This is a genomic window from Rhodobacteraceae bacterium M385 (assembly GCA_025141835.1).
Taxonomy (GTDB): domain Bacteria; phylum Pseudomonadota; class Alphaproteobacteria; order Rhodobacterales; family Rhodobacteraceae; genus Gymnodinialimonas.
In genome coordinates, this window is record CP081102.1 from 61,698 (window position 1) to 81,152 (window position 19,455).

Below are 19,455 nucleotides of genomic sequence, written 5' to 3' on the forward strand. Positions count from 1 at the left end.
TCGCGGATGCAAAAAGCCCCCGCAGCGATGGCTACGGGGGCTTTCGGCTACTAAAGGCTAGGCCGATTAGTTGTTGTCGTCGTCGGCTTCTTCAAGATCTTCAAAGATCTCTTCGCCGAATTCTGGCTCACCGGAAGCACCGGTGGTGCAGCCGATCATATCGTTTTCAGAGTCGGTGCTTTCGTTGACCACTTCAGCCGTCGGATCCATGCAATCAACTTCACCCGACAGGGGTGTGGAGTCAGATTGCTCGATTGGCATATCTTCGCTTGCGTTGAAGATTTCGTCCGCGACTTCGGTCGTGGTTTGGGCGAAAGCGGGGGCGGCCAGCATAGCGGTAGCGGCGGCGATTGTTGCAAAGCGTTTCATGTCGTTTCCTTTCGGTTGCATTGGTTAAGCAACGGGCCACCGAAGGAAATGGTTGCAAAAAAAATGTAATAAATTCAAATCTGTCGCCGGCCGAAGCGCAGATTTTCCTTTATTCACTTGGGTCTTGCGCCCGAATCCGGGCAGCCAAATTTCTTTCTCCGACGCCTTGGAAACGGCCGCATCGGACGGCGGATTTTACCGCCCGACGCCCTCGTATGCCTCGAACCCGGCGCGTTTGGCGTCACGAGGGCTGTAGACGTTGCGCAGGTCCGCCATCCGGGGTGTCGCCATCTTCTTGGCGACACGGCTCAGGTCCAAGGCACGGAACTCGTTCCATTCGGTCAGAACCACCACGAGGTCGGCGTTTTGTACGGATTTATATGGATCATCGACCCAGTTCACGCCGGGCAAAAGCGCCTCTCCCTCGCGGAAACCTTGGGGGTCAACGACACGCACTTTCGCCCCGCCGCCGACCAAAGCAGGCACAATCGTCAGTGATGGCGCATCACGCATGTCGTCGGTGTTAGGTTTGAACGTCACCCCAAGCACCGAGATCACCTTGCCGTTGAACGAGCCGTCGCACAGATCGCGCAGCTTCTCGATCATGCGGTGCTTGATGTCGTCATTCACCCGGATCACGGTTTCCACAATGCTCTGCGGTACGGCGTGATCCTGGCCGATACGGGCCAAAGCGCTGGTGTCTTTCGGGAAGCACGAGCCGCCATAACCGGGGCCCGCGTGCAGGAACTTATTGCCGATCCGGCCATCCATGCCGATGCCCTTGGAGACCTCTTTCACATCCGCGCCGACCTTTTCGCAAAGGGCGGCGATCTCGTTGATGAAGGTAATCTTCGTCGCAAGGAAAGCATTGGCGGCGTATTTGATCATCTCGGCGGATTCGAGGTCCGTGGTGACAACCGGGAAATCACGCAGGAACAAGGGTCGATAGATTTCGTCCATCACTTCCGAGGCGCGGGGCGTCTGAACACCTACGACGACACGGTCAGGGCGCATGAAGTCGTCAATCGCGGCCCCTTCACGCAGGAATTCAGGGTTGGAAGCCACGTCAAATTCCAGATCAGGGCGCGCTTTGTGGACGACCTGTTTGACCTTGCGGTTGGTGCCGACGGGCACGGTGGATTTGGTGACGATCACGCCATAGCCTGTCATCGCATGGGCGACTTCTTCGGCCGCAGCCATCACATAGGTCAGATCCGCGTGGCCATCGCCCCGGCGCGTCGGCGTACCGACAGCGATAAACACCGCATCGGCGCCATCCACAGCGCTTTTCAGATCCGTGGTGAAGGACAGACGCCCCGCCTCCACGTTCTTGGCCATCAGCGCATCAAGGCCCGGCTCGTAGATCGGAACCTGCCCCGCGTTCAGCATCTCGATCTTCGAGGGGTCCTTGTCGACACAAATCACGTCATGCCCGAAGTCCGAGAAACACACACCTGATACGAGGCCAACATAGCCCGTGCCAATCATCGTAATACGCATGGGGAAACCTTTATTGCCGTCAGCCGTACTCTAGCGGTGTGAGGCCAGAGTGGGGAGAAGATTTTCGAAGTAAGAGATGGTTTTTTGCAAGCCGTCCTCTAGCTGGATCGTGGGTGTCCAATCTAGCAGCGTCTGCGCCCGGGATATATCGGGGCGACGTTGCTTTGGATCATCTTGCGGCAAAGGCTGATAGGTGATGTCAGATTTAGATCCTGTCAATTCAATAACTGCGTTAGCTAACTGTGCCATCGTGAATTCAGCGGGATTTCCCAAGTTTACGGGGCCAGGTTGTTCGCCCTCATAGGCCATCAGGGCCATCAGTCCTTGAACCAGCTCGTCCACAAAACAGAATGCGCGGGTTTGCTCTCCATCGCCGAACAAGGTGATGTCGGATTCGGTCAGCGCTTGTACGATAAAATTGGAAACAACGCGCCCGTCAGCATGGTGCATCCGAGGGCCATATGTGTTGAAAATACGCGCGACCCGAATGTCTAGATCATGCTGACGGTGATAGTCAAAAAACAACGTCTCGGCACAACGCTTGCCTTCATCGTAGCATGACCGGGGACCGATGGGATTGACGCTACCCCAGTAATCTTCGGTCTGAGGGTGCACCTTTGGGTCGCCATAGACCTCACTGGTAGAAGCCTGCAAAATCTTGCAGCCCAATCGTTTGGCCAACCCAAGCATGTTAATCGCTCCATGCACGGAAGTTTTGGTCGTTTGCACCGGATCATACTGATAGTGGACTGGCGAGGCCGGGCAAGCAAGATTGTAGATCTCGTCCACCTCAACAAACAGCGGAAAAGTGACGTCGTGGCGCAGAAACTCAAACATCGGATTACCCGCCAAATGTGAGATATTGCGCTTCGTTCCCGTAAACATGTTGTCCGCACAGATCACGTCATGTCCTTGCGCAAGCAAACGGTCACAAAGGTGGGATCCAATAAACCCCGCTCCGCCGGTCACAAGGATACGTTTCCTGCTATCATACAAGCGCGCCATGGTGGTCATCCTATTCTTCGGTGGTAAGCAGCGATTACGGCATGATTGACTTTTTCACAACGCGCGAATGCCTCGTCCCTTCCAAATTTCTATGGGTGTTGACGCGCATTGGGGCGACTGAAAAGAAGCCAACACGCAAGGGGTGAGGAACGCAAATGCTGGAGGATACACCGATTGGACCGCCACGCGCTGGTGAATTGCAGGTTGTTCTGGCTACCGACGGTGGGTACGCACCTCGGGTTGAGATTGCCGCCTATTCCCTTTTGAAGCATGCGACTGGACCGGTCCGTATGGTGTTGTTCTGCACCGAAGACGCAAAAGGGAAATTCCCCCGTCTTGATAAGGCGATGAAGGAATTCCCCAATGCCCGCCTTGAGTATGTGTTTCCCAAATTTCTGAAGAAGGTTGCAATTGATCATCAGCACCGATTTCCACCAGCTGCGTTCGGGCGGATGCTAATTGCGCATTTGATGGAAGGTCGGGTACTTTATTTAGACGGCGACATATTGGTGCGCCATGACATGTCGATTGCAAACGATTACGACTTAGAGGGAAATCTTGTTGCCGCAGCCCGCGACATAATTCTCTTCCGTGACTATCGTCGGGCGAGCGAGATTGAAAATGCCACAACAGCAAGGCAAAGGGCTATCTCTACACGGTCAAAGCAGGCGCTTAAACAATTCCAAGGTTTCGGCTTGAATTTGGAAGTTTACTACAATAGCGGCGTGATGATCTTCGACTGCGACGCTATTCGTCGGGATGCGAAACTCCACGAATTGCTTTTAGACTATGAACGCGCGCGTCAGTATCCGACGTTTGACCAGGATTTGATCAACCTTCTCTTCGCAGGTCGTGTGAAAGAACTCGATCAAACATGGAACGCGTGGTCGGCGATTGGGACCACTGCTCGTGCGCCGTACACCGAAGCTGAACGTGCTCAACATGCGCTAGCCCGCAAAGACCCTAAAATTCTGCACTTCTACGGCGGTACCAAACCGTGGAGCAAACTGCATGTCCACCACTTCAATCGTGGTTTTCGCTGGAATCTTGAATATTGGCTGTTTGAACGAGCCTTCAATAAAAAATTCGGCTAGACATTGTAATAATCGCGATACCACGCGACGAAATTGGCGACGCCTTCCGGCACCTGGGTCTTCGGCTTGTATTGGGTCAGATGCTGCAACAGGCTGGCATCGGCCCAAGTAGCAGGCACATCGCCCGGTTGCATGGGCATCATGTTCTTTTTGGCGGTGCGACCCGAGGCCGCCTCAATTGCCTCGATATAATCGAGCAATTGCACGGAATTGGAATTGCCGATGTTCACGATCCGGTGCGGCGCGACGGGGGACAGGCTATCGCCCTCCACGCCGTCGGTCCCCGGCACGGCCTCGATCAGACGCATGATACCGTCCACGAGGTCCGTCACATAGGTGAAGTCGCGCTTCATATCGCCGTGGTTGTAGACATCGATCGGCTCGTCGTTGAGGATCGCTTTGGTGAACTTGAACAGCGCCATGTCCGGGCGACCCCAAGGGCCGTAGACGGTGAAAAAGCGAAACATCGTTATCGGCAGATTGTAGAGGTGGGCGTAGGAATGGGCCATCACCTCGTTCGACTTCTTCGTGGCTGCATAGAACGACATTTGGTGATCGGCCTGCATCGTCTCGGCGTAGGGCATTTCCGTGTTGGCACCATAGGCGGACGACGTGCTGGCCAGAAGCGAATGGGCGGGCGGGAAGGCGCGCATGGCTTCCAACAGCCGGAAGGTGCCGATCAGGTTGGCTTCCACATAGCTTTCCGGGTTCTCGATCGAATAGCGCACACCAGCTTGCGCCGCGAGGTGGATGACCGCATCGGGGCGGTGGGTTTCAAACAGGTCGTGCAACACGCCGGGCGTCTCGATCCTCTCCTGCACGGGGACGAATGTGTCGTGTTCCATCAGCATCGCAAGGCGCGACTCCTTCAGGGCGACCTCGTAGTAATCGGTCATCGCGTCGATGCCGATCACCCGCCAGCCATCCGCCAATAGGCGGGCGCACAGATGGTAGCCGATGAACCCGGCAGAGCCGGTGACAAGCGCCGTTCTCATTGCTCGGGCTCCTCCGATGAATGTGGCCCGACGATCCAACCCCAGCTAGAGGCGCACATGTCGTCCAAGGTCTTTTCCGTGCGGAAACCCAGGATTTCCTCGGCCTTGTCGGCTTTGGCCACGTAGATCGGCACATCCCCGGCACGCCGTTCCACAATGCGGTTGGCGATATCGCGGTTGGAGGCGCGCTTGTAGGCGGCCACGACTTCCATCACGGAATTGCCCACGCCGGTGCCAAGGTTCACCAAGTGGCTTTGGTCATCCCCCAAAAGCGCCCCAAGCGACAGGACATGGCCGCGGGCAAGGTCTTCTACGTGGATATAGTCGCGCACCCCGGTGCCGTCTGGGGTGTCATAATCGTCGCCGTAAACCTGCAATTCATCCAACTCTCCGGCGGCGACCTTGGCGATATAGGGCATCAGATTGTTGGGAATGTCGCGCGGATCTTCCCCGATCAGGTGGCTTTCGTGAGCGCCGGCGGGATTGAAGTACCGCAGGATGCCGATGTGCCAACGCTCATCGGCGGCCGCCAGTTGGTTGAGGATCTGCTCGCCGGAAATCTTGGTCTGGCCGTAGGGGTTCATCGCCCGGAACTCGGCGGTTTCTGGCGTCGGTGTTTCATCTGGCACGCCGTAGACCGTGGCCGAGGAGGAGAACACGATCTTCCGACACCCCGCCGCATCCATGACCCGCAGCAGGTTAATCAGCCCGCTGATGTTCACATCAAAGTAGTCGAGCGGGCGTTCAACCGACTCTGACACCGCCTTTAGAGCCGCAAAATGAACGACCGCATCGAACTGATGTTCGGAAAACAGGCTGCCAAGGGTCGTCGCATCGCGCACGTCGGCTTCGGCCACGCTTACAGGTTTGCCGGTCAGCTTCTCCAGCCGATCCACGACCGATCGGCTGGCGTTCTGGAAATTGTCCAGGATGGTGACGTCATAGCCAGCCTCAATCAAAGCCACGTAGGTATGTGACCCGATATAACCGGCCCCGCCCGTCAAAAGAATATGCTCTGCCATCTGCGGTGTGCCTTGCTCGACTTGCCGTCTTCCGTTGGCCCCCCGATTGCCACGGAACGGCCCCTGAGGTCAAAGCCCATGTGCAGAAAGCTGCCGTAGGGTAAATTTGCACCGCCCCTTGGTGAAAGAGCGTCGGGCGCGTTGACGCAACGCAAGCACGCTGTAAACCTCTCACGGATATAGGTTTGTCACCTGATCTGGGGGGATCTTTGGCACAAATGGCCCGTTTGCCACTTCGAAATGCCGTGGTGTTTGCCGCGATGATGCTTGCCTTGGCAGCTTGCGATGCCCTGCCCCGTAGCGCTCCGGTGGAACGTGAAGTCGTTGAAGTGGCCAGTGGAGAGGTTGCAGATTTCTCGGTCTACCCCGTGACCCGCGCCTTCCTTCCCACGCTTGCCCAATGGCCCGCCACGGGGGAGCGTCACCTGAACTGGATACCCACCTCGGGCGGGGCGCGGACGCAGGTGATCGCCACGGGCGACAGGTTAGAGCTGACCGTTTGGGACAGCGCCGATGACAGTCTGCTGACGGAAAACAACGCCTCTACCGTGATTGATGCCCTGACGGTGGCCCCCGATGGCACCATTTTTGTGCCCTACGTGGGCAACGTGCAGGTGTCTGGAATGACCACGCAACTTGCGCGGCAACGGTTGCAGGAGGAAATCGACGTGGTCGCCCCTTCCGCGCAGGTGCAGTTGGAATTGGTCGAGGGGCGCACAAATTCTGTCGATCTGGTAGGCGGTGTAGGCGCGCCGGGGCGGTTGCCGATGCCGGACCGGAATTACACCGTACTCAACGCCATTGCTGATGCGGGCGGGGTCAGCGCGGGGCTGGAGAACCCCCAGATTCGGCTAATCCGGGCTGGCTCCATCTATGGTACCTCGATTGACCGGCTGTTTGCAGAACCGGGGTTGGATACGCTCTTGCGGGGCGGCGACCGGGTGATCGTCGAGGAAGACCGCCGCTATTTCCTGTCTCTGGGGGCGGCGGGGGAACAGAACCAACACGCCTTCCCACAAGATCGCGTGACCGCGCTGGATGCTATGGCGCTGATCGGCGGGGTGGAAAGCCGCCGTGGTGACCCTGGCGGTATCCTGGTGCTACGGGAATATCCCTCCTCGGCCGTGCGGGCCGACGCGCGGGGGCCGGATCAGGCCCGCGTTGTGTTCGCGCTGGATATGACCAACGCCGATGGGCTGTTTTCGGCCCGCAACTTCCGCATCTTTCCCGGCGATCTGGTGCTGGTGACGGAAAGCCCCGTGACAGGTGTTCAGACGATTTTTGGCCTGATCGGCTCGGCCTTTGGGCTGGTGGGTGCGGCCAGCAACATCGCAGATTAGGCACCGTGGGTCCCGGGCTGAAGCCCGGTCTACGATTGTGCTGCCCCCAGTAGACCGGGCTTCAGCCCGGGATGGCCATCCGCTTGGCCTTGGGCACCAGAGCGTTCATCTGGCGCAGATGTTCCGGCAGACACACCTTCTGGAAATCGTAGTTCTTAACCACATGCGCCCGTGCCGCAGGGCCAAGGTGAGCGTAGGTGCCGGGGCGTTCCAACACATCCACAACCTTGCGGGCGATATCCTTGGGGTCGAAGAAATCCGCCAGCAGGCCGGTCTTGCCATGCTCAATCGCCTCGCGCACCGGGGCCACATCGGACGCCACAATCGTCGCCCCCATCGACATCGCCTCTAGGCACGACCACGACAGCACAAACGGCACCGTCAGGTAGATGTGGCAGCGGCTGACTTGGATGATCTTTTGGTAGTCCTCGTAGGGCACCCGCCCCAGAAAATGGACGCGAGACCAATCAACGGCGTCGCCAACTTCCCTTTCCATTTCGGCTCTGTACCCGCCTTCAGAGCCTGATTTCTTGCCGTAAGACACATCCGATCCGCCAATGATCAGCGCCCGTGCATTAGGGCGCGCATCAAGGATATGGGGCAGCGCGCGCATGAAGCTATGGAAGCCGCGTGTCGGCTCCATATTTCGGGCCATATAGGTGAAAATCTCGTCGTCTTTGGTAACAGACCGCCCAAGGCGCCCCAGGGCAACTTCAGCCTTTGCGTCGGGCGTCAGCTTGTCGGTGCGGATGCCGTCGTGCTTGACGTAGATCTTTTCCTTGAAGCTGTCGGGGAACGTATCGCGTTGCCAGCCGGTGGGGGAATGGCCCTGATCCACGGTCTGGATATTGGCAAAGTTCACCGCGTTGCGGGCATGCATAGTGAAAGGCGCATGGGGACTGGCGGGAAATTCGGGGTCAAACCCGACGCTGCCGCCCTTGGCGAGGAAATAATACTCAAAATAGCCGATGATCGGCGCGTTTGGCCAAATCTCTTTCAGGAAGGTCAATTCTCCCCAACCGACATGGCCGAGGATGATATCGGGGGTGAATCCCTCTGCCCGCAGCTTTGCGGCGGCCTGAGCACAACCAAACCCGTTGCCGGTGCATTCTTCCCAATATTGGGTCAGGGCGTAGGCGTCTTTGGCGGGCTTGTGGTGGGTCTTGTAGGTGACGACCCGCGCCCCCTCCATCCCCGGTACATCCTTGCGTTGAGTCAGGAACACCAGCTCATGCTCGCCCTGCTCTCTTAACCAAGTGAACAGCTCTCGGTATTGGCCGGGAAAGTTCTGATGCACAAAAAGGATTTTCATCGTTACGTTACGCCTGTGTCTTTACGGGATTTGCCCCTGATTAACCCTGATGTCCCAATCCCATGCGGCGGACGCAAGGCAGAACTGCGGCAACAGGGGGGTTTGGTGTTGCGACAGCACTCCCTATATGGGACCAGACTTTGAAAAATTCGCAAAAAAGGGGGGACCCCCCATGACTATGACCACAAAACTCGCGTGGGACGACACGGTATTGCCGTTCCAACTGGATCGCTCGGACATTCGTGGCCGTGTGGCGCGGTTGGACACGACGCTGAACCAGATCTTGTCTCAGCACGATTATCCCGCCCCGATCGAGGCGATGGTGGCCGAAATGGCCCTGCTGACGGCGCTGATTGGGCAGACCATGAAGCTGCGCTGGAAGCTGTCGTTGCAAGTGCGCTCCGACGGGCCAATCCGCTTGATTGCGACCGACTTCCTTGCCCCCGAAGCCGAGGGAGAGCCCGCGCGCATCCGCGCCTATGCCTCTTATGATGAGGACCGTGTGGACCTGACAGCCCCTGCCTTCCCGCAGATCGGTTCTGGGTACTTTGCGATCCTGATCGACCAAGGCCCGGATATGACACCCTATCAAGGCATCACACCAATCGGCGGAGGGTCTCTGACTGCCTGTGCAGAGACTTATTTCGCACAGTCCGAGCAGCTTCCGACGGCGTTCAAGCTGTCCTATGGCAAGGCGCAGGAACCCGGTCAGGCCGAGGGCTGGCGTGCCGGGGGCATGATGATTCAGGTGATGCCGGAATCCTCGCTGGAAGCGGCCGAGCCGCCCACAAGTGATGAAGGCACGCTGACTGCTAACGATCTGGTGTCCGACGAAAAGGCCGAGGATTGGTCCCGCGCCAACATCCTGATGGATACCGCAGACGAGATGGAGCTGATCGGGCCCCATGTGTCGCCGACGGACCTGCTCGTGCGTCTCTTCCACGAGGAACAACCTCGTGTCTTCGACGCGTTGCCCGTGGGCTTTGGCTGCACCTGTTCCGAGGATCGCGTGCGGCAGTCGTTGTCGATCTATTCGGCCAAGGACATCGCCCATATGACGACCGAGGAAGGCCGGGTCACGGCGGATTGCCAGTTCTGCGGCAACCACTATGACTTTGATCCCCTCTCCTTAGGGTTCGAGGCCGAAAGGGCCCCCGATGGGTCGCCTGTTTGATCTAGACACAATAACCGCCGCGCTGGAGACACCTCTGGCGCGGCCCTTTGGTTCGGGATCGTCGGATTATGATCTGAACCCCGGCGTGACCTTGCCCGCCGACCGTGTCTTGCGCCCTGCTGCCGTGCTGATCGGCGTGTTGGGCGATGAGGTGGTGCTGACCAAACGCGCCTCTACTCTCAAACATCACCCCGGCCAGATCGCCTTTCCCGGTGGTAAGGTTGATGGCGGCGAAACGCCCGCCCAAGCTGCCCTGCGCGAGGCCCATGAGGAAATTGGGCTGGCACCGGAAAACGTCACCATCCTTGCGGAATTGCCGCCCCATGAAACGGTAACCTCCTACAACGTGACACCCTTTTTGGCTCGGATCGAGGCTGACTTCACCCCCAAGCCCGAACCCGGCGAAGTGGCCGAGGTGTTCCGCGTCCCGCTGTCGTTCCTGATGGACCCCGCTAACTACGTCGTAGAAGGCCGCAGGTGGCGCGGCATGCGGCGCGAGTTCTTTGTGGTGCCCTACGGCCCCTATTACATCTGGGGCGCAACGGCCCGGATGCTAAAGGGCCTAGCGGATCGGGTGGCGTAATGCGGTTGCAGGCGCCTTGGTTGACCGATGCGGGCACGGTCGCGGTATTTGAGGCGCTGCAAGGTCATGGCGCCTGGTTTGTGGGCGGATGTGTGCGCAACGGATTGTTGGGCCTGCCCGTGGCGGATATCGACATTTGCACGGAACTGCTGCCTGAACAGGTGATCGAGCTGGCCCAGGGGGCCGGGCTAAAGACCATCCCCACAGGTATCGACCACGGCACAGTGACCGTGCTGGCCGATGGCACACCCTTTGAAATAACGACCCTACGCCGCGATGTAGAGACTGACGGACGCCATGCCTCTGTCGCGTTCACCGGTGAGTTGGCCGAGGATGCCGCGCGACGCGATTTCACCATGAACGCGCTTTACGCGACGCTGGATGGCAATGTTCTAGACCCCAATGGCGCAGGCTTGGCTGACTTGGCCGCGCGGCGTTTGCGCTTCATTGGCGAGGCCAGCGCCCGCATTGCCGAAGATCACCTGCGCATCCTGCGGTTCTTCCGCTTCCACGCTTGGTATGCCGATCCCGCGGGCGGCATCGACGCCGACGGGCTAGCCGCCTGTGCGCAAGGGGTGGACGGAATCGCCAAACTGTCGCGCGAACGGATCGGGGCCGAGGTCAAAACGCTCCTCCGCGCGCCTGATCCCGCGCCCGCTGTCGCGGCGATGGATCAGTCCGGCGTCCTCGCCGCAGTTCTGCCGGGGGCCCATGCGCCTTCTCTGACCCTTTTGACGGGGCTGGAAGGCGACGTTGCGCCCGATGCGATCCGACGCTTGGCGGCATTGGGCGGCGACCCGGATAACCTTCGCCTATCCAAGGCAGAGGCCAAGCAACTGGTCCTGTTCCGCGATGAGATGGGCACACTTACCCCTCCCGGCGCGTTGGGGTACCACCATGGCACGAAGGCCGCCCGTGATATCTTGCTGCTACGGGGCTTGATCGCGGAACAGCCCCCCAGCGCAGAGGCCCTTCGGCTGGCCGAACAAGGCGCGAAAGCCGTCTTCCCGGTGAAGGCCGCAGACCTGCCTACGTTGCAGGGCAAGGCCCTAGGCGATCACCTGAAGGCGTTGGAAGCGCGTTGGATTGGTAGCGACTTCACCCTGACCAAAGCAGAACTGCTCTGTCCCTGAAGGGCACCTCTGCCAAGCCCCTCCCATGCATGGCCATTTCCCCGACAGGGCGTTATACCTCTGTCCTGACCGGGAATTATCATGTTCAAGATATTTGAAAATCTGGTCGATCCCTACGTAGCCCACGCCAAACAGGATCAGCCGCCTCGCCGTCTTTGGCCCTTCCTTTGGGACTATTCACAGCCCTTCAAGGGGCTCTTTGCGCTGACCGCATTCATGTCTGTCGTCGTTGCCGCGATCGAGATCGGCCTGATCTGGTACATGGGCCGAGTGGTGGACCTGATGACCGAAGGCGACCCCGCCACGGTTCTGTCCGACTACGGGCTGGAACTGACGCTGGCGGCCGTGTTTATCCTGACGATCCGGCCCGTTTTGCAGGGCATCGACGTGGCCTTGTTGAACAATGCGATCTTGCCGCAGTTCGGCGCGTTGGTCCGGTGGCGCGCCCATAAACAGGTGCTACGCCAATCCGTTGGCTTCTTCGAAAACGACTTTGCGGGCCGCATCGCCAACCGGATCATGCAAACGCCGGGTAGCGCGGGGGACGCGATCTTTCAGGTATTTGACGCGATCACCTTCTCTCTCGCTTATCTGGTGGGGGCCGCGATTTTGCTGATGGGATCAGATCCCCGTCTGGCCCTGCCATTGGTGATCTGGTTCACCCTCTACGCGCTGCTTTTACGCTGGACGATGAAGCGCGTCGGGCCCGCATCCAAAGCCGCATCCGATGCTCGGTCCATGACCACGGGGCGGGTCGTGGACAGCTATACCAACATCCATTCGGTGAAACTTTTCGCCCACAACGACTCGGAACTGGCCTACGCGAAAGAAGCCATCGAATTCACCCGCCAGACCTTCGCCAAGGAGATGCGGATTTTCACCACCATGGACGTGATGCTGGTCACGTTGAATGGCTTCCTCATCGTGGCGGTCGTGGGGTGGGGTATTCTGCTGTGGTCCCAAGGTGCTGCCTCTGTCGGGGTGGTCGCGGCCGCGACGGCTTTGGCGCTTCGGTTGTCGGCCATGACTGGCTGGATCATGTGGGCCGTGTCCACGTTCTTCCGCGCCCTCGGCGTTGTCGCGGAAGGGATGGAGACGATTACCGTGCCGATTGAGCTGGTCGATGCGCCCGACGCCAAACCCCTGCAATTGGTGCAGGGCGAAATCATGCTGGATGGGATCAGCCACCATTATGGCCGCGCAGCGGGCGGGCTGGATGGTATCTCGCTGACGATCAAGCCGGGGGAAAAGGTGGGGCTTGTGGGGCGGTCGGGGGCCGGAAAATCCTCACTCGTGAAGCTCTTGTTGCGGTTCTACGATGCAGAACAGGGTCGTATTCTGATAGACGGTCAAGATATCGCGCTCGTTCAGCAAGACAGCCTTCGCGGGGTGATTGGTATGGTGCAACAAGACAGCTCCCTGCTGCACCGATCAGTCCGCGATAACATCCTTTACGGATCGCCCGATGCATCGGACGCGGCAATGATCCAAGCCGCCAAACGGGCCGAGGCCCATGAGTTCATCCTTGATCTGGAAGACCCACAGGGCCGCAAAGGTTATGACGCGCATGTGGGGGAAAGAGGCGTGAAGCTATCGGGCGGGCAGAGGCAGCGGGTCACGTTGGCCCGTGTGATCCTGAAGAACGCCCCGATCTTGGTGCTGGATGAGGCGACGAGCGCGCTCGATTCCGAGGTTGAAGCGCAGATTCAAGAAACGCTTTACGGGGTGATGCAGGGCAAGACTGTCATCGCCATCGCCCACCGCCTGTCCACCATCGCGCAGATGGACCGGATCGTGGTGTTGGATGACGGCCGCGTGGTGGAAGACGGCCCGCATGACGCGCTTTTGGCCCAAGGCGGCCTATATGCCAGCTTCTGGGCACGGCAATCAGGTGGCTTCATCGGGGCCGACATGGATACAGAGGATACCGCCAAGTGAAGACCCTAACGCGCTTTGTAGACTGGATTTCCAGCCTTGTGCCTCCCTTTGCGAAAGCCGATGGCCCGCCGCCCCAAACCCTTTGGCCTTTCATCAAATGGTGCCTCTCGGGCGCATGGCCGATCATGTTCGTCGCAGCGCTGTTTTCGGGCTTTGCCGGCTTGATGGAGGTCGCCGCCGCTTGGTATCTTGGCGCGTTGATCGACACGACCACTGGACCAACAGCCGATTACCTTGGCACCCACGGGCTGCTGATCGCGGGCTACATCCTGTTCTACCTGATGATCCGGCCGCTGTTCTTCGGCTCTTCCGCTGCGTTCACGGGGATTGTCCTGCCGCCCAACATCGCGCCACTGGTGCAATCTCGGCTGCATCGCTGGACCCTGGGCCACGACATCACCTTCTTCGATAACGACTTCGCGGGCCGCATCGCGCAAAAGCAAATGCAAGCCGCCACCGCGCTTGTGAACATCGTGACCGAAGTGATTAACGCCGCCGCTTACGCCATCATTACGCTGATGGGCACGGTGGTTTTGCTGGTGGCGATTGACTGGCGCATCGCTGTCTTGCTGCTGGCATGGTGTGGGATTTATGCCGTAATGATCCGTTGGTATTTGCCGCGCATACGGGTGCGAGCCAAGGCGCGGGCCGCCACGCGGGCGAATGTGACGGGGCAGGTTGTTGATACGATCACCAATATCAAGACCGTCAAATTGTTTGGCCACACCGACCACGAAGACGCCGCCGCGACCGAGGCGATGGGCAATTATCGCGCCGCCGCGCTGCGGTTTGGGACCCTCTCTACCGGTTTCCGTTTCGCCCTGATGACCACCGCCGGACTGCTGCCTGTGGTTCTCGTGCTCAGCGGTGTCTGGCTTTGGCAAAGTGGCCAAGCCACCCCCGGCGATATTGCCGCCATTGGGGCGATTTCCATGCGCATTTCCCAGATGACGGGGTGGGTGTCTTTCACCTTGATGGGGATCTACGCCAATGTGGGTGAGCTAGAGGACGGGATGCGCACCCTTACCCCGTCCCATGGGCTGACCGATGCACCGGATGCCCCCGTTCTGCCCCGGCTATCCGGCGCGATCGAGTTTGACGGCGTGTCCTTCGCCTATGGGCAACGGACCGGTGGGATTGATGCCATCGATCTGACGATTGCCCCCGGCGAAAAGCTCGGCGTTGTTGGGGCTTCCGGGGCCGGTAAATCGACCCTCGTGGCGCTGCTGATGCGGCTCTATGATGCCGAGCAGGGTCGTGTCTTACTTGATGGTAGGGATGTAAGCCGCGTCACCCAAGATAGTCTGCGCCAACAGATCGCGATGGTCACCCAGGACACGGCGATGTTTAATCGCACGGCGCGGGACAACATCCTTTACGGACGCCCCGATGCCACCGAGGCCGAAGTGATCGAGGCCGCCAAACGGGCCGAGGCCCACGACTTCATCCAAGACCTGCGCGACCACCGTGACAACACGGGGTACGAGGCGTTTTTGGGCGAACGCGGCGTGAAGCTATCGGGCGGACAACGCCAGCGTGTGGCCCTTGCCCGCGCCTTCCTGAAAGACGCCCCGGTTCTTGTGCTGGACGAGGCCACAAGCGCGCTCGATTCCGAGGTTGAAGCCGCCATTCAAGACACGCTCCACAGCGTGATGGAGGGCAAAACCGTCATCGCCATCGCCCACCGCCTGTCTACCCTCTCGGCGATGGATCGGATCATCGTGCTGGATAACGGCAGGATCGTCGAAGACGGCACCCACGACGCGCTTTTGGCACGGGATGGGCTGTATGCGCGGTATTGGAATCGGCAATCGGGCGGGTTTATCGGGCTGGACGACGCGGCTCCGGCCTAGCGCGGGACTTGTCCCGCCGCGTGCTTTGTCGCAAAGCTCCCCCATGACCTATGCCAGCCATTTCACCGTCATTGACGGCCGCCCGCACTTCGATCGTTTGCCTCTGCTTGCCCGCCCATCGCGTGGATTGGCGGTGGCCCATGGTTGAACTGACAATCAAACGCCTCGGCCACCACGGCGACGGCATCGCGGACGGCCCGGTTTTCGTGCCCCTCACCCTGCCCGGCGAAGTGGTCTCGGGCGAGGTGGAGGGCGATCGGATGACCGCACCCGCCATTGTCACGCCGTCGTCGGACCGGGTGAAAGCCCCCTGTCCGCACTACAAATCCTGCGGCGGGTGCAGCCTGATGCATGCCGCTGACCCTTTCGTGGCGGCTTGGAAAGAAGATGTGATCACAAAGGCTTTGCAAGCCCATGATCTACTCGTTCCCCTGCGCCCCATCGTGACATCGGCGCCCCGGTCCCGTCGCCGCGCAACCCTTGCGGGGACGCGCACCAAGAAGGGCGCAATGATCGGGTTCCACGCCCGAAAATCAGGCACTATCGTGCCTATTAGAGACTGCCTACTACTCGATCCTGCGCTGCTAGATACGATCCCCGCGCTTGAGGAAATCGTGAAAACCGGCGCGTCGCGTTCGGCCACTTTGGGCCTGTCGGTGACAATGACGGAAACCGGGATCGACCTTCTGGTGACCGGGGCAAAGCCCCTCGACGGACCGCTCCGCGCGGCCTTGCCCCAAGTTGCAGGCGGCCGCTTCTCGCGGTTGACCTGGGGGGATGAGCCCGTGTTCACGGAAACCCCGCCGCGCCTGACGCTCGGCTCAGCCCGCGCTGTGCCGCCGCCCGGCGCGTTTCTGCAAGCCACGCAAGATGGCGAAGCCGCGTTGCAAGCTGCCGTGGCCGAGGCCGTGCAGGGGGCCAAAAACGTCGCAGATCTGTTCTGCGGCATCGGCACCTTCGCCCTGCCCCTTGCCCAATCCACGCCGGTTCATGCGGTCGAGGCAGCGCCCGACCTGCTAGACGCGCTCGACCACGCCACTCGGTTTGCCACGGGCCTGAAACCGATCACCTGGGAACAACGCGACCTGTTTCGCCGCCCACTTCTGCCGGACGAGCTGGCAAAGTTCGACGCCATCGTGATCGATCCGCCCCGCGCCGGGGCCGAGGCGCAGACCATCGAACTCGCCAAGGCGCAAACCCCGGTTATCGCTGCGGTTTCTTGCAACCCCGTCACCTTTGCACGGGATGCGGCGATCCTTACGGAAGCGGGCTACAAGCTGGATTGGGTGCAACCGGTGGACCAATTCCGCTGGTCGCCCCACGTGGAACTTGCAGCGCGGTTCTCCCTTGCCCATATGAGCGGTTGATTCAAAGGAGCGCCCCCATGTCCGACTTTCGTACCCGCCTTGCAACTTGGCTTGCGCGGCCTTCTGTCGGCAATTTCATCGTCAGCGTTATTATCTTCAACGCGATCATTCTGGGGCTGGAAACATCCGCGCCCATCATGGCGGCTTACGGCCCGCTGATCGAGCTTCTCGACACGCTCTGCCTGAGCGTCTTCATCATCGAAATCGCTCTGAAACTGATTGCCCACGGCTTCCGCTTCTTCCGTAACGGCTGGAACCTGTTCGATTTCATCATCGTCGGCATCGCGCTGTTCCCCGCAACCCAAGGCCTGTCCGTGCTGCGGGCGTTGCGCATCCTTCGGGTGCTGCGGGTAATATCGGCAGTTCCCTCACTGCGCCGCGTGGTGGAGGGGTTGCTCACGGCACTGCCCGGCATGGGATCGGTGTTTCTGCTGATGTCGATCATCTTCTACATCGGTGCGGTAATGGCGACGAAGCTATTTGCCGACCCGTTCCCCGAATGGTTCGGCACCATCGGCCTGTCGCTTTACACGCTGTTCCAAATCATGACGCTGGAAAGCTGGTCCATGGGCGTCGTCCGCCCGGTGATGGAGGTCTTCCCCTACGCCTGGCTGTTCTTCGTCCCGTTCATCATGGTGACGACCTTTGCCGTGGTGAACCTGATCGTGGGCCTTGTCGTGAACTCGATGCAAGATGCCCACGCCGAGGAAAGCAACGCCGCGACGGATGCCTATCGCGATGAAGTGATGGAGCGTCTTTTGGCGATCGAAGAGAAGTTGGATCGGGCGCGGTCAGATTCCGATTGATATACCATTGATATACCCATGGGGCGCGAATTAGGCCCGCTGGCTCAGCACTTCCACCCCCAAAGTGGTGAGGACTTTCGCCACGATATCCTCGGCGTTCATCCCGGCTACGGCGTACATGTCGCGAGGGCTGGCCTGGTCGATGAAGATGTCGGGCAACACCATGGAGCGATACTTGATCCCGGTGTCGAACACGCCTTTTTCTGCCAGCAATTGCGCGACGTGAGAGCCGAAACCACCCACAGCGCCTTCTTCGACGGTAATCAACGCCTCATGGTGGCGGGCGAGTTGCAGGATCAGCTCTTCATCCAGCGGTTTAGCAAAACGAGCGTCGGCGATGGTGGGGGTGATGCCGCGCGCCGATAGGGTTTCAGCGGCCTCTTGCACCTCTTTCAGTCGGGTGCCGAAGTTGAGGATCGCAACCCGCGAACCCTCTGAAATCATGCGACCTTTTCCAATCTCAAAGGCCGTGCCGCGTTCCGGCAATTCAACGCCAACACCTTCCCCACGGGGAAAGCGGAAGGCGCTGGGGCGGTCGTCAATTTCCAAGGCCGTGCGTACCATATGGCGCAACTCGGCCTCATCGGCGGCGGCCATCACGACCATGCCGGGAAGGTTGGTCATGTAACTGATGTCGTAGCTGCCCGCATGGGTGCAGCCATCGGCCCCCACAAGTCCCGCCCGGTCAATTGCGAAGCGCACGGGCAGGCGTTGAATGGCCACGTCATGGACGATCTGGTCATAGCCCCGTTGCAGGAAGGTGGAATAGATCGCGGCGAAAGGCTTCAGCCCGCCCGCTGCCATGCCTGCGGCAAAAGTCACCCCATGTTGCTCGGCAATTCCCACGTCAAAACAACGGCTTGGGAACCGCTCGGCGAAAAGATCAAGGCCCGTCCCATCGGGCATTGCGGCGGTAACAGCGACGATTTTGGGGTCGTCTTCGGCCTCGGCAATCAGGGATTGCGCGAACACTTTGGTGTAGCTCGGCGCGTTAGAGGGGGCTTTGACCTGCTCTCCAGTGGCGATGTTGAACTTGGCTGTGGCGTGGCCCCGATCGGCGCGATGCTCTGAGTATCCCTTGCCCTTTTTGGTGATCGCATGGATCAGAATCGGCCCATCGGCGCGAGATTTTACGGTCCGCAGGACGGACAGGAGGCTCTCCATATCATGGCCATCAATCGGCCCGACGTAGGAAAAGCCCAACTCCTCAAACAAGGTGCCACCGACAGTAGCGGATTTCAGAAGCTCCTTCGCGCGGCGGGCACCCTCTTGGAAAGGTTCGGGTAAAAGGGACACGGCACCCTTCGCGGCGGCCTTGAATTCCTGAAACGGAGCACCTGCGTAAAGCCTTGATAAATAGGAAGACATTGCGCCTGTTGGTGGGGCGATGGACATCTCGTTGTCGTTAAGGATCACGATAAGGCGCTTGCCCAGATGGCCCGCGTTGTTCATCGCCTCAAACGCCATGCCGCCAGACATGGCCCCATCGCCAATCACGGCAATCGCATCGCCATGGCCGGTATCGCTATCCCCGCCCAAATCACGGGCGACGGCGAAACCGAGGGCCGCAGAAATCGAGGTCGAAGAATGCGCCGCGCCAAAAGGATCGTAAGCAGATTCTGAGCGTTTGGTGAAACCCGACAAGCCGTCTTTCTGGCGGATGGTCAGCATTTGCTCGCGCCGCCCCGTCAGGATCTTGTGGGGGTAGCATTGGTGCGACACGTCCCAAATCAGCTTGTCACGGGGCGTATCAAAGATCGCGTGCAGCGCGACAGTCATTTCCACGACGCCCAAACCCGCCCCGAAATGGCCGCCGGTTTGACTGACGGTCCAAATCATCTCGGCCCGCAATTCATCGGCCAGCCGCTTCAGATCAGCATCGCCCAACCCCTTGAGGTCATGGGGAGAGTTCACCTTATCCAGCAATGGTGTCGTCGGGCGCTCGCTCATTGGGCTAGCCTTTG

16 protein-coding genes are annotated in these 19,455 nt (G+C 59.7%); 9 read left to right on the plus strand and 7 right to left on the minus strand.

Annotated features, from left to right (window positions below; genetic code table 11):
• Nucleotides 1-66: 66 nt before the first annotated feature.
• The 3 genes from K3728_00330 to K3728_00340 form a co-directional block, all read right to left on the minus strand.
• Nucleotides 67-369 (minus strand): hypothetical protein, encoded by a 303-nt coding sequence (locus K3728_00330; GenBank protein UWQ95728.1) that lies wholly within the window; start codon nt 367-369, stop codon nt 67-69.
• A 195-nt stretch (nt 370-564) separates the two neighbouring features.
• A complete protein-coding gene (locus K3728_00335) occupies nt 565-1,869 on the minus strand; it encodes a UDP-glucose/GDP-mannose dehydrogenase family protein (protein ID UWQ95729.1) in 1,305 nt (434 codons plus the stop codon).
• Nucleotides 1,870-1,899: 30 nt separating this feature from the next.
• Entirely contained in the window at nt 1,900-2,874 is a 975-nt protein-coding gene (locus K3728_00340; GenBank protein UWQ95730.1) for an SDR family oxidoreductase, read from the minus strand.
• A gap of 155 nt (nt 2,875-3,029) precedes the next feature.
• On the opposite strand from K3728_00340, the gene K3728_00345 reads away from it, so the two are divergent.
• Nucleotides 3,030-3,968, plus strand: coding sequence for a hypothetical protein (locus K3728_00345; protein UWQ95731.1), 939 nt, complete (start codon nt 3,030-3,032; stop codon nt 3,966-3,968).
• On the opposite strand, the gene K3728_00350 is transcribed toward K3728_00345, so the two are convergent.
• The gene (locus K3728_00350; protein ID UWQ95732.1) at nt 3,965-4,963 is read right to left on the minus strand and encodes a GDP-mannose 4,6-dehydratase; all 999 of its coding nucleotides are present in this window, start codon (nt 4,961-4,963) and stop codon (nt 3,965-3,967) included. The genes K3728_00345 and K3728_00350 overlap by 4 nt on opposite strands.
• A complete protein-coding gene (gene galE / locus K3728_00355) occupies nt 4,960-5,985 on the minus strand; it encodes a UDP-glucose 4-epimerase GalE (GenBank protein ID UWQ95733.1) in 1,026 nt (341 codons plus the stop codon). Before galE ends, K3728_00350 begins: the two co-directional genes overlap by 4 nt.
• A 218-nt stretch (nt 5,986-6,203) precedes the next feature.
• On the opposite strand from galE, the gene K3728_00360 reads away from it, so the two are divergent.
• Nucleotides 6,204-7,325 (plus strand): polysaccharide export protein, encoded by a 1,122-nt coding sequence (locus K3728_00360; protein UWQ95734.1) that lies wholly within the window; start codon nt 6,204-6,206, stop codon nt 7,323-7,325.
• A 61-nt stretch (nt 7,326-7,386) separates the two neighbouring features.
• Here K3728_00360 and K3728_00365 read toward each other — a convergent pair whose 3' ends face one another.
• Nucleotides 7,387-8,637, minus strand: a complete 1,251-nt coding sequence (locus tag K3728_00365; protein UWQ95735.1) for a glycosyltransferase family 4 protein — start codon at nt 8,635-8,637, stop codon at nt 7,387-7,389.
• 172 nt (nt 8,638-8,809) lie between these two features.
• On the opposite strand from K3728_00365, the gene K3728_00370 reads away from it, so the two are divergent.
• The 7 genes from K3728_00370 (at nt 8,810) to K3728_00400 (ending at nt 17,491) form a co-directional block, all read left to right on the plus strand.
• The gene (locus tag K3728_00370; protein ID UWQ95736.1) at nt 8,810-9,811 is read left to right on the plus strand and encodes an Hsp33 family molecular chaperone HslO; all 1,002 of its coding nucleotides are present in this window, start codon (nt 8,810-8,812) and stop codon (nt 9,809-9,811) included.
• Nucleotides 9,795-10,394 carry a CoA pyrophosphatase gene (locus K3728_00375; protein ID UWQ95737.1) on the plus strand — a complete coding sequence of 200 codons (600 nt, stop codon included), beginning with the start codon at nt 9,795-9,797 and terminating at the stop codon, nt 10,392-10,394. Before K3728_00370 ends, K3728_00375 begins: the two co-directional genes overlap by 17 nt.
• Nucleotides 10,394-11,527 (plus strand): CCA tRNA nucleotidyltransferase, encoded by a 1,134-nt coding sequence (locus K3728_00380; protein ID UWQ95738.1) that lies wholly within the window; start codon nt 10,394-10,396, stop codon nt 11,525-11,527. Before K3728_00375 ends, K3728_00380 begins: the two co-directional genes overlap by 1 nt.
• Nucleotides 11,528-11,608: 81 nt before the next feature.
• Entirely contained in the window at nt 11,609-13,465 is a 1,857-nt protein-coding gene (locus K3728_00385) for an ABC transporter ATP-binding protein/permease (GenBank protein UWQ95739.1), read from the plus strand.
• A gap of 26 nt (nt 13,466-13,491) precedes the next feature.
• Entirely contained in the window at nt 13,492-15,318 is a 1,827-nt protein-coding gene (locus K3728_00390) for an ABC transporter ATP-binding protein/permease (protein UWQ97396.1), read from the plus strand.
• A gap of 140 nt (nt 15,319-15,458) precedes the next feature.
• Nucleotides 15,459-16,685 carry a methyltransferase gene (locus K3728_00395; protein ID UWQ95740.1) on the plus strand — a complete coding sequence of 409 codons (1,227 nt, stop codon included), beginning with the start codon at nt 15,459-15,461 and terminating at the stop codon, nt 16,683-16,685.
• A 17-nt stretch (nt 16,686-16,702) separates the two neighbouring features.
• Entirely contained in the window at nt 16,703-17,491 is a 789-nt protein-coding gene (locus K3728_00400; protein UWQ95741.1) for an ion transporter, read from the plus strand.
• A gap of 30 nt (nt 17,492-17,521) precedes the next feature.
• On the opposite strand, the gene dxs is transcribed toward K3728_00400, so the two are convergent.
• On the minus strand, nt 17,522-19,441 hold the full coding sequence (dxs, locus tag K3728_00405; protein UWQ95742.1) for a 1-deoxy-D-xylulose-5-phosphate synthase: 1,920 nt from the start codon (nt 19,439-19,441) through the stop codon (nt 17,522-17,524).
• Between the last annotated feature and the right edge of the window lie 14 nt (nt 19,442-19,455).

What these genes read in the sequence shown, in the direction of transcription:
- K3728_00375 (UWQ95737.1), top strand. Translation starts at nt 9,795, where the DNA reads ATGGGTCGCCTGTTTGATCTAGACACAATAACCGCCGCGCTGGAGACA.
- K3728_00335 (UWQ95729.1), bottom strand. Translation starts at nt 1,869, where the DNA reads ATGCGTATTACGATGATTGGCACGGGCTATGTTGGCCTCGTATCAGGT.
- K3728_00345 (UWQ95731.1), top strand. Translation starts at nt 3,030, where the DNA reads ATGCTGGAGGATACACCGATTGGACCGCCACGCGCTGGTGAATTGCAG.
- K3728_00340 (UWQ95730.1), bottom strand. Translation starts at nt 2,874, where the DNA reads ATGGCGCGCTTGTATGATAGCAGGAAACGTATCCTTGTGACCGGCGGA.
- K3728_00360 (UWQ95734.1), top strand. Translation starts at nt 6,204, where the DNA reads ATGGCCCGTTTGCCACTTCGAAATGCCGTGGTGTTTGCCGCGATGATG.
- K3728_00380 (UWQ95738.1), top strand. Translation starts at nt 10,394, where the DNA reads ATGCGGTTGCAGGCGCCTTGGTTGACCGATGCGGGCACGGTCGCGGTA.
- K3728_00370 (UWQ95736.1), top strand. Translation starts at nt 8,810, where the DNA reads ATGACTATGACCACAAAACTCGCGTGGGACGACACGGTATTGCCGTTC.
- K3728_00395 (UWQ95740.1), top strand. Translation starts at nt 15,459, where the DNA reads ATGGTTGAACTGACAATCAAACGCCTCGGCCACCACGGCGACGGCATC.
- K3728_00350 (UWQ95732.1), bottom strand. Translation starts at nt 4,963, where the DNA reads ATGAGAACGGCGCTTGTCACCGGCTCTGCCGGGTTCATCGGCTACCAT.
- K3728_00400 (UWQ95741.1), top strand. Translation starts at nt 16,703, where the DNA reads ATGTCCGACTTTCGTACCCGCCTTGCAACTTGGCTTGCGCGGCCTTCT.
- K3728_00365 (UWQ95735.1), bottom strand. Translation starts at nt 8,637, where the DNA reads ATGAAAATCCTTTTTGTGCATCAGAACTTTCCCGGCCAATACCGAGAG.
- K3728_00330 (UWQ95728.1), bottom strand. Translation starts at nt 369, where the DNA reads ATGAAACGCTTTGCAACAATCGCCGCCGCTACCGCTATGCTGGCCGCC.
- galE (UWQ95733.1), bottom strand. Translation starts at nt 5,985, where the DNA reads ATGGCAGAGCATATTCTTTTGACGGGCGGGGCCGGTTATATCGGGTCA.
- K3728_00385 (UWQ95739.1), top strand. Translation starts at nt 11,609, where the DNA reads ATGTTCAAGATATTTGAAAATCTGGTCGATCCCTACGTAGCCCACGCC.
- dxs (UWQ95742.1), bottom strand. Translation starts at nt 19,441, where the DNA reads ATGAGCGAGCGCCCGACGACACCATTGCTGGATAAGGTGAACTCTCCC.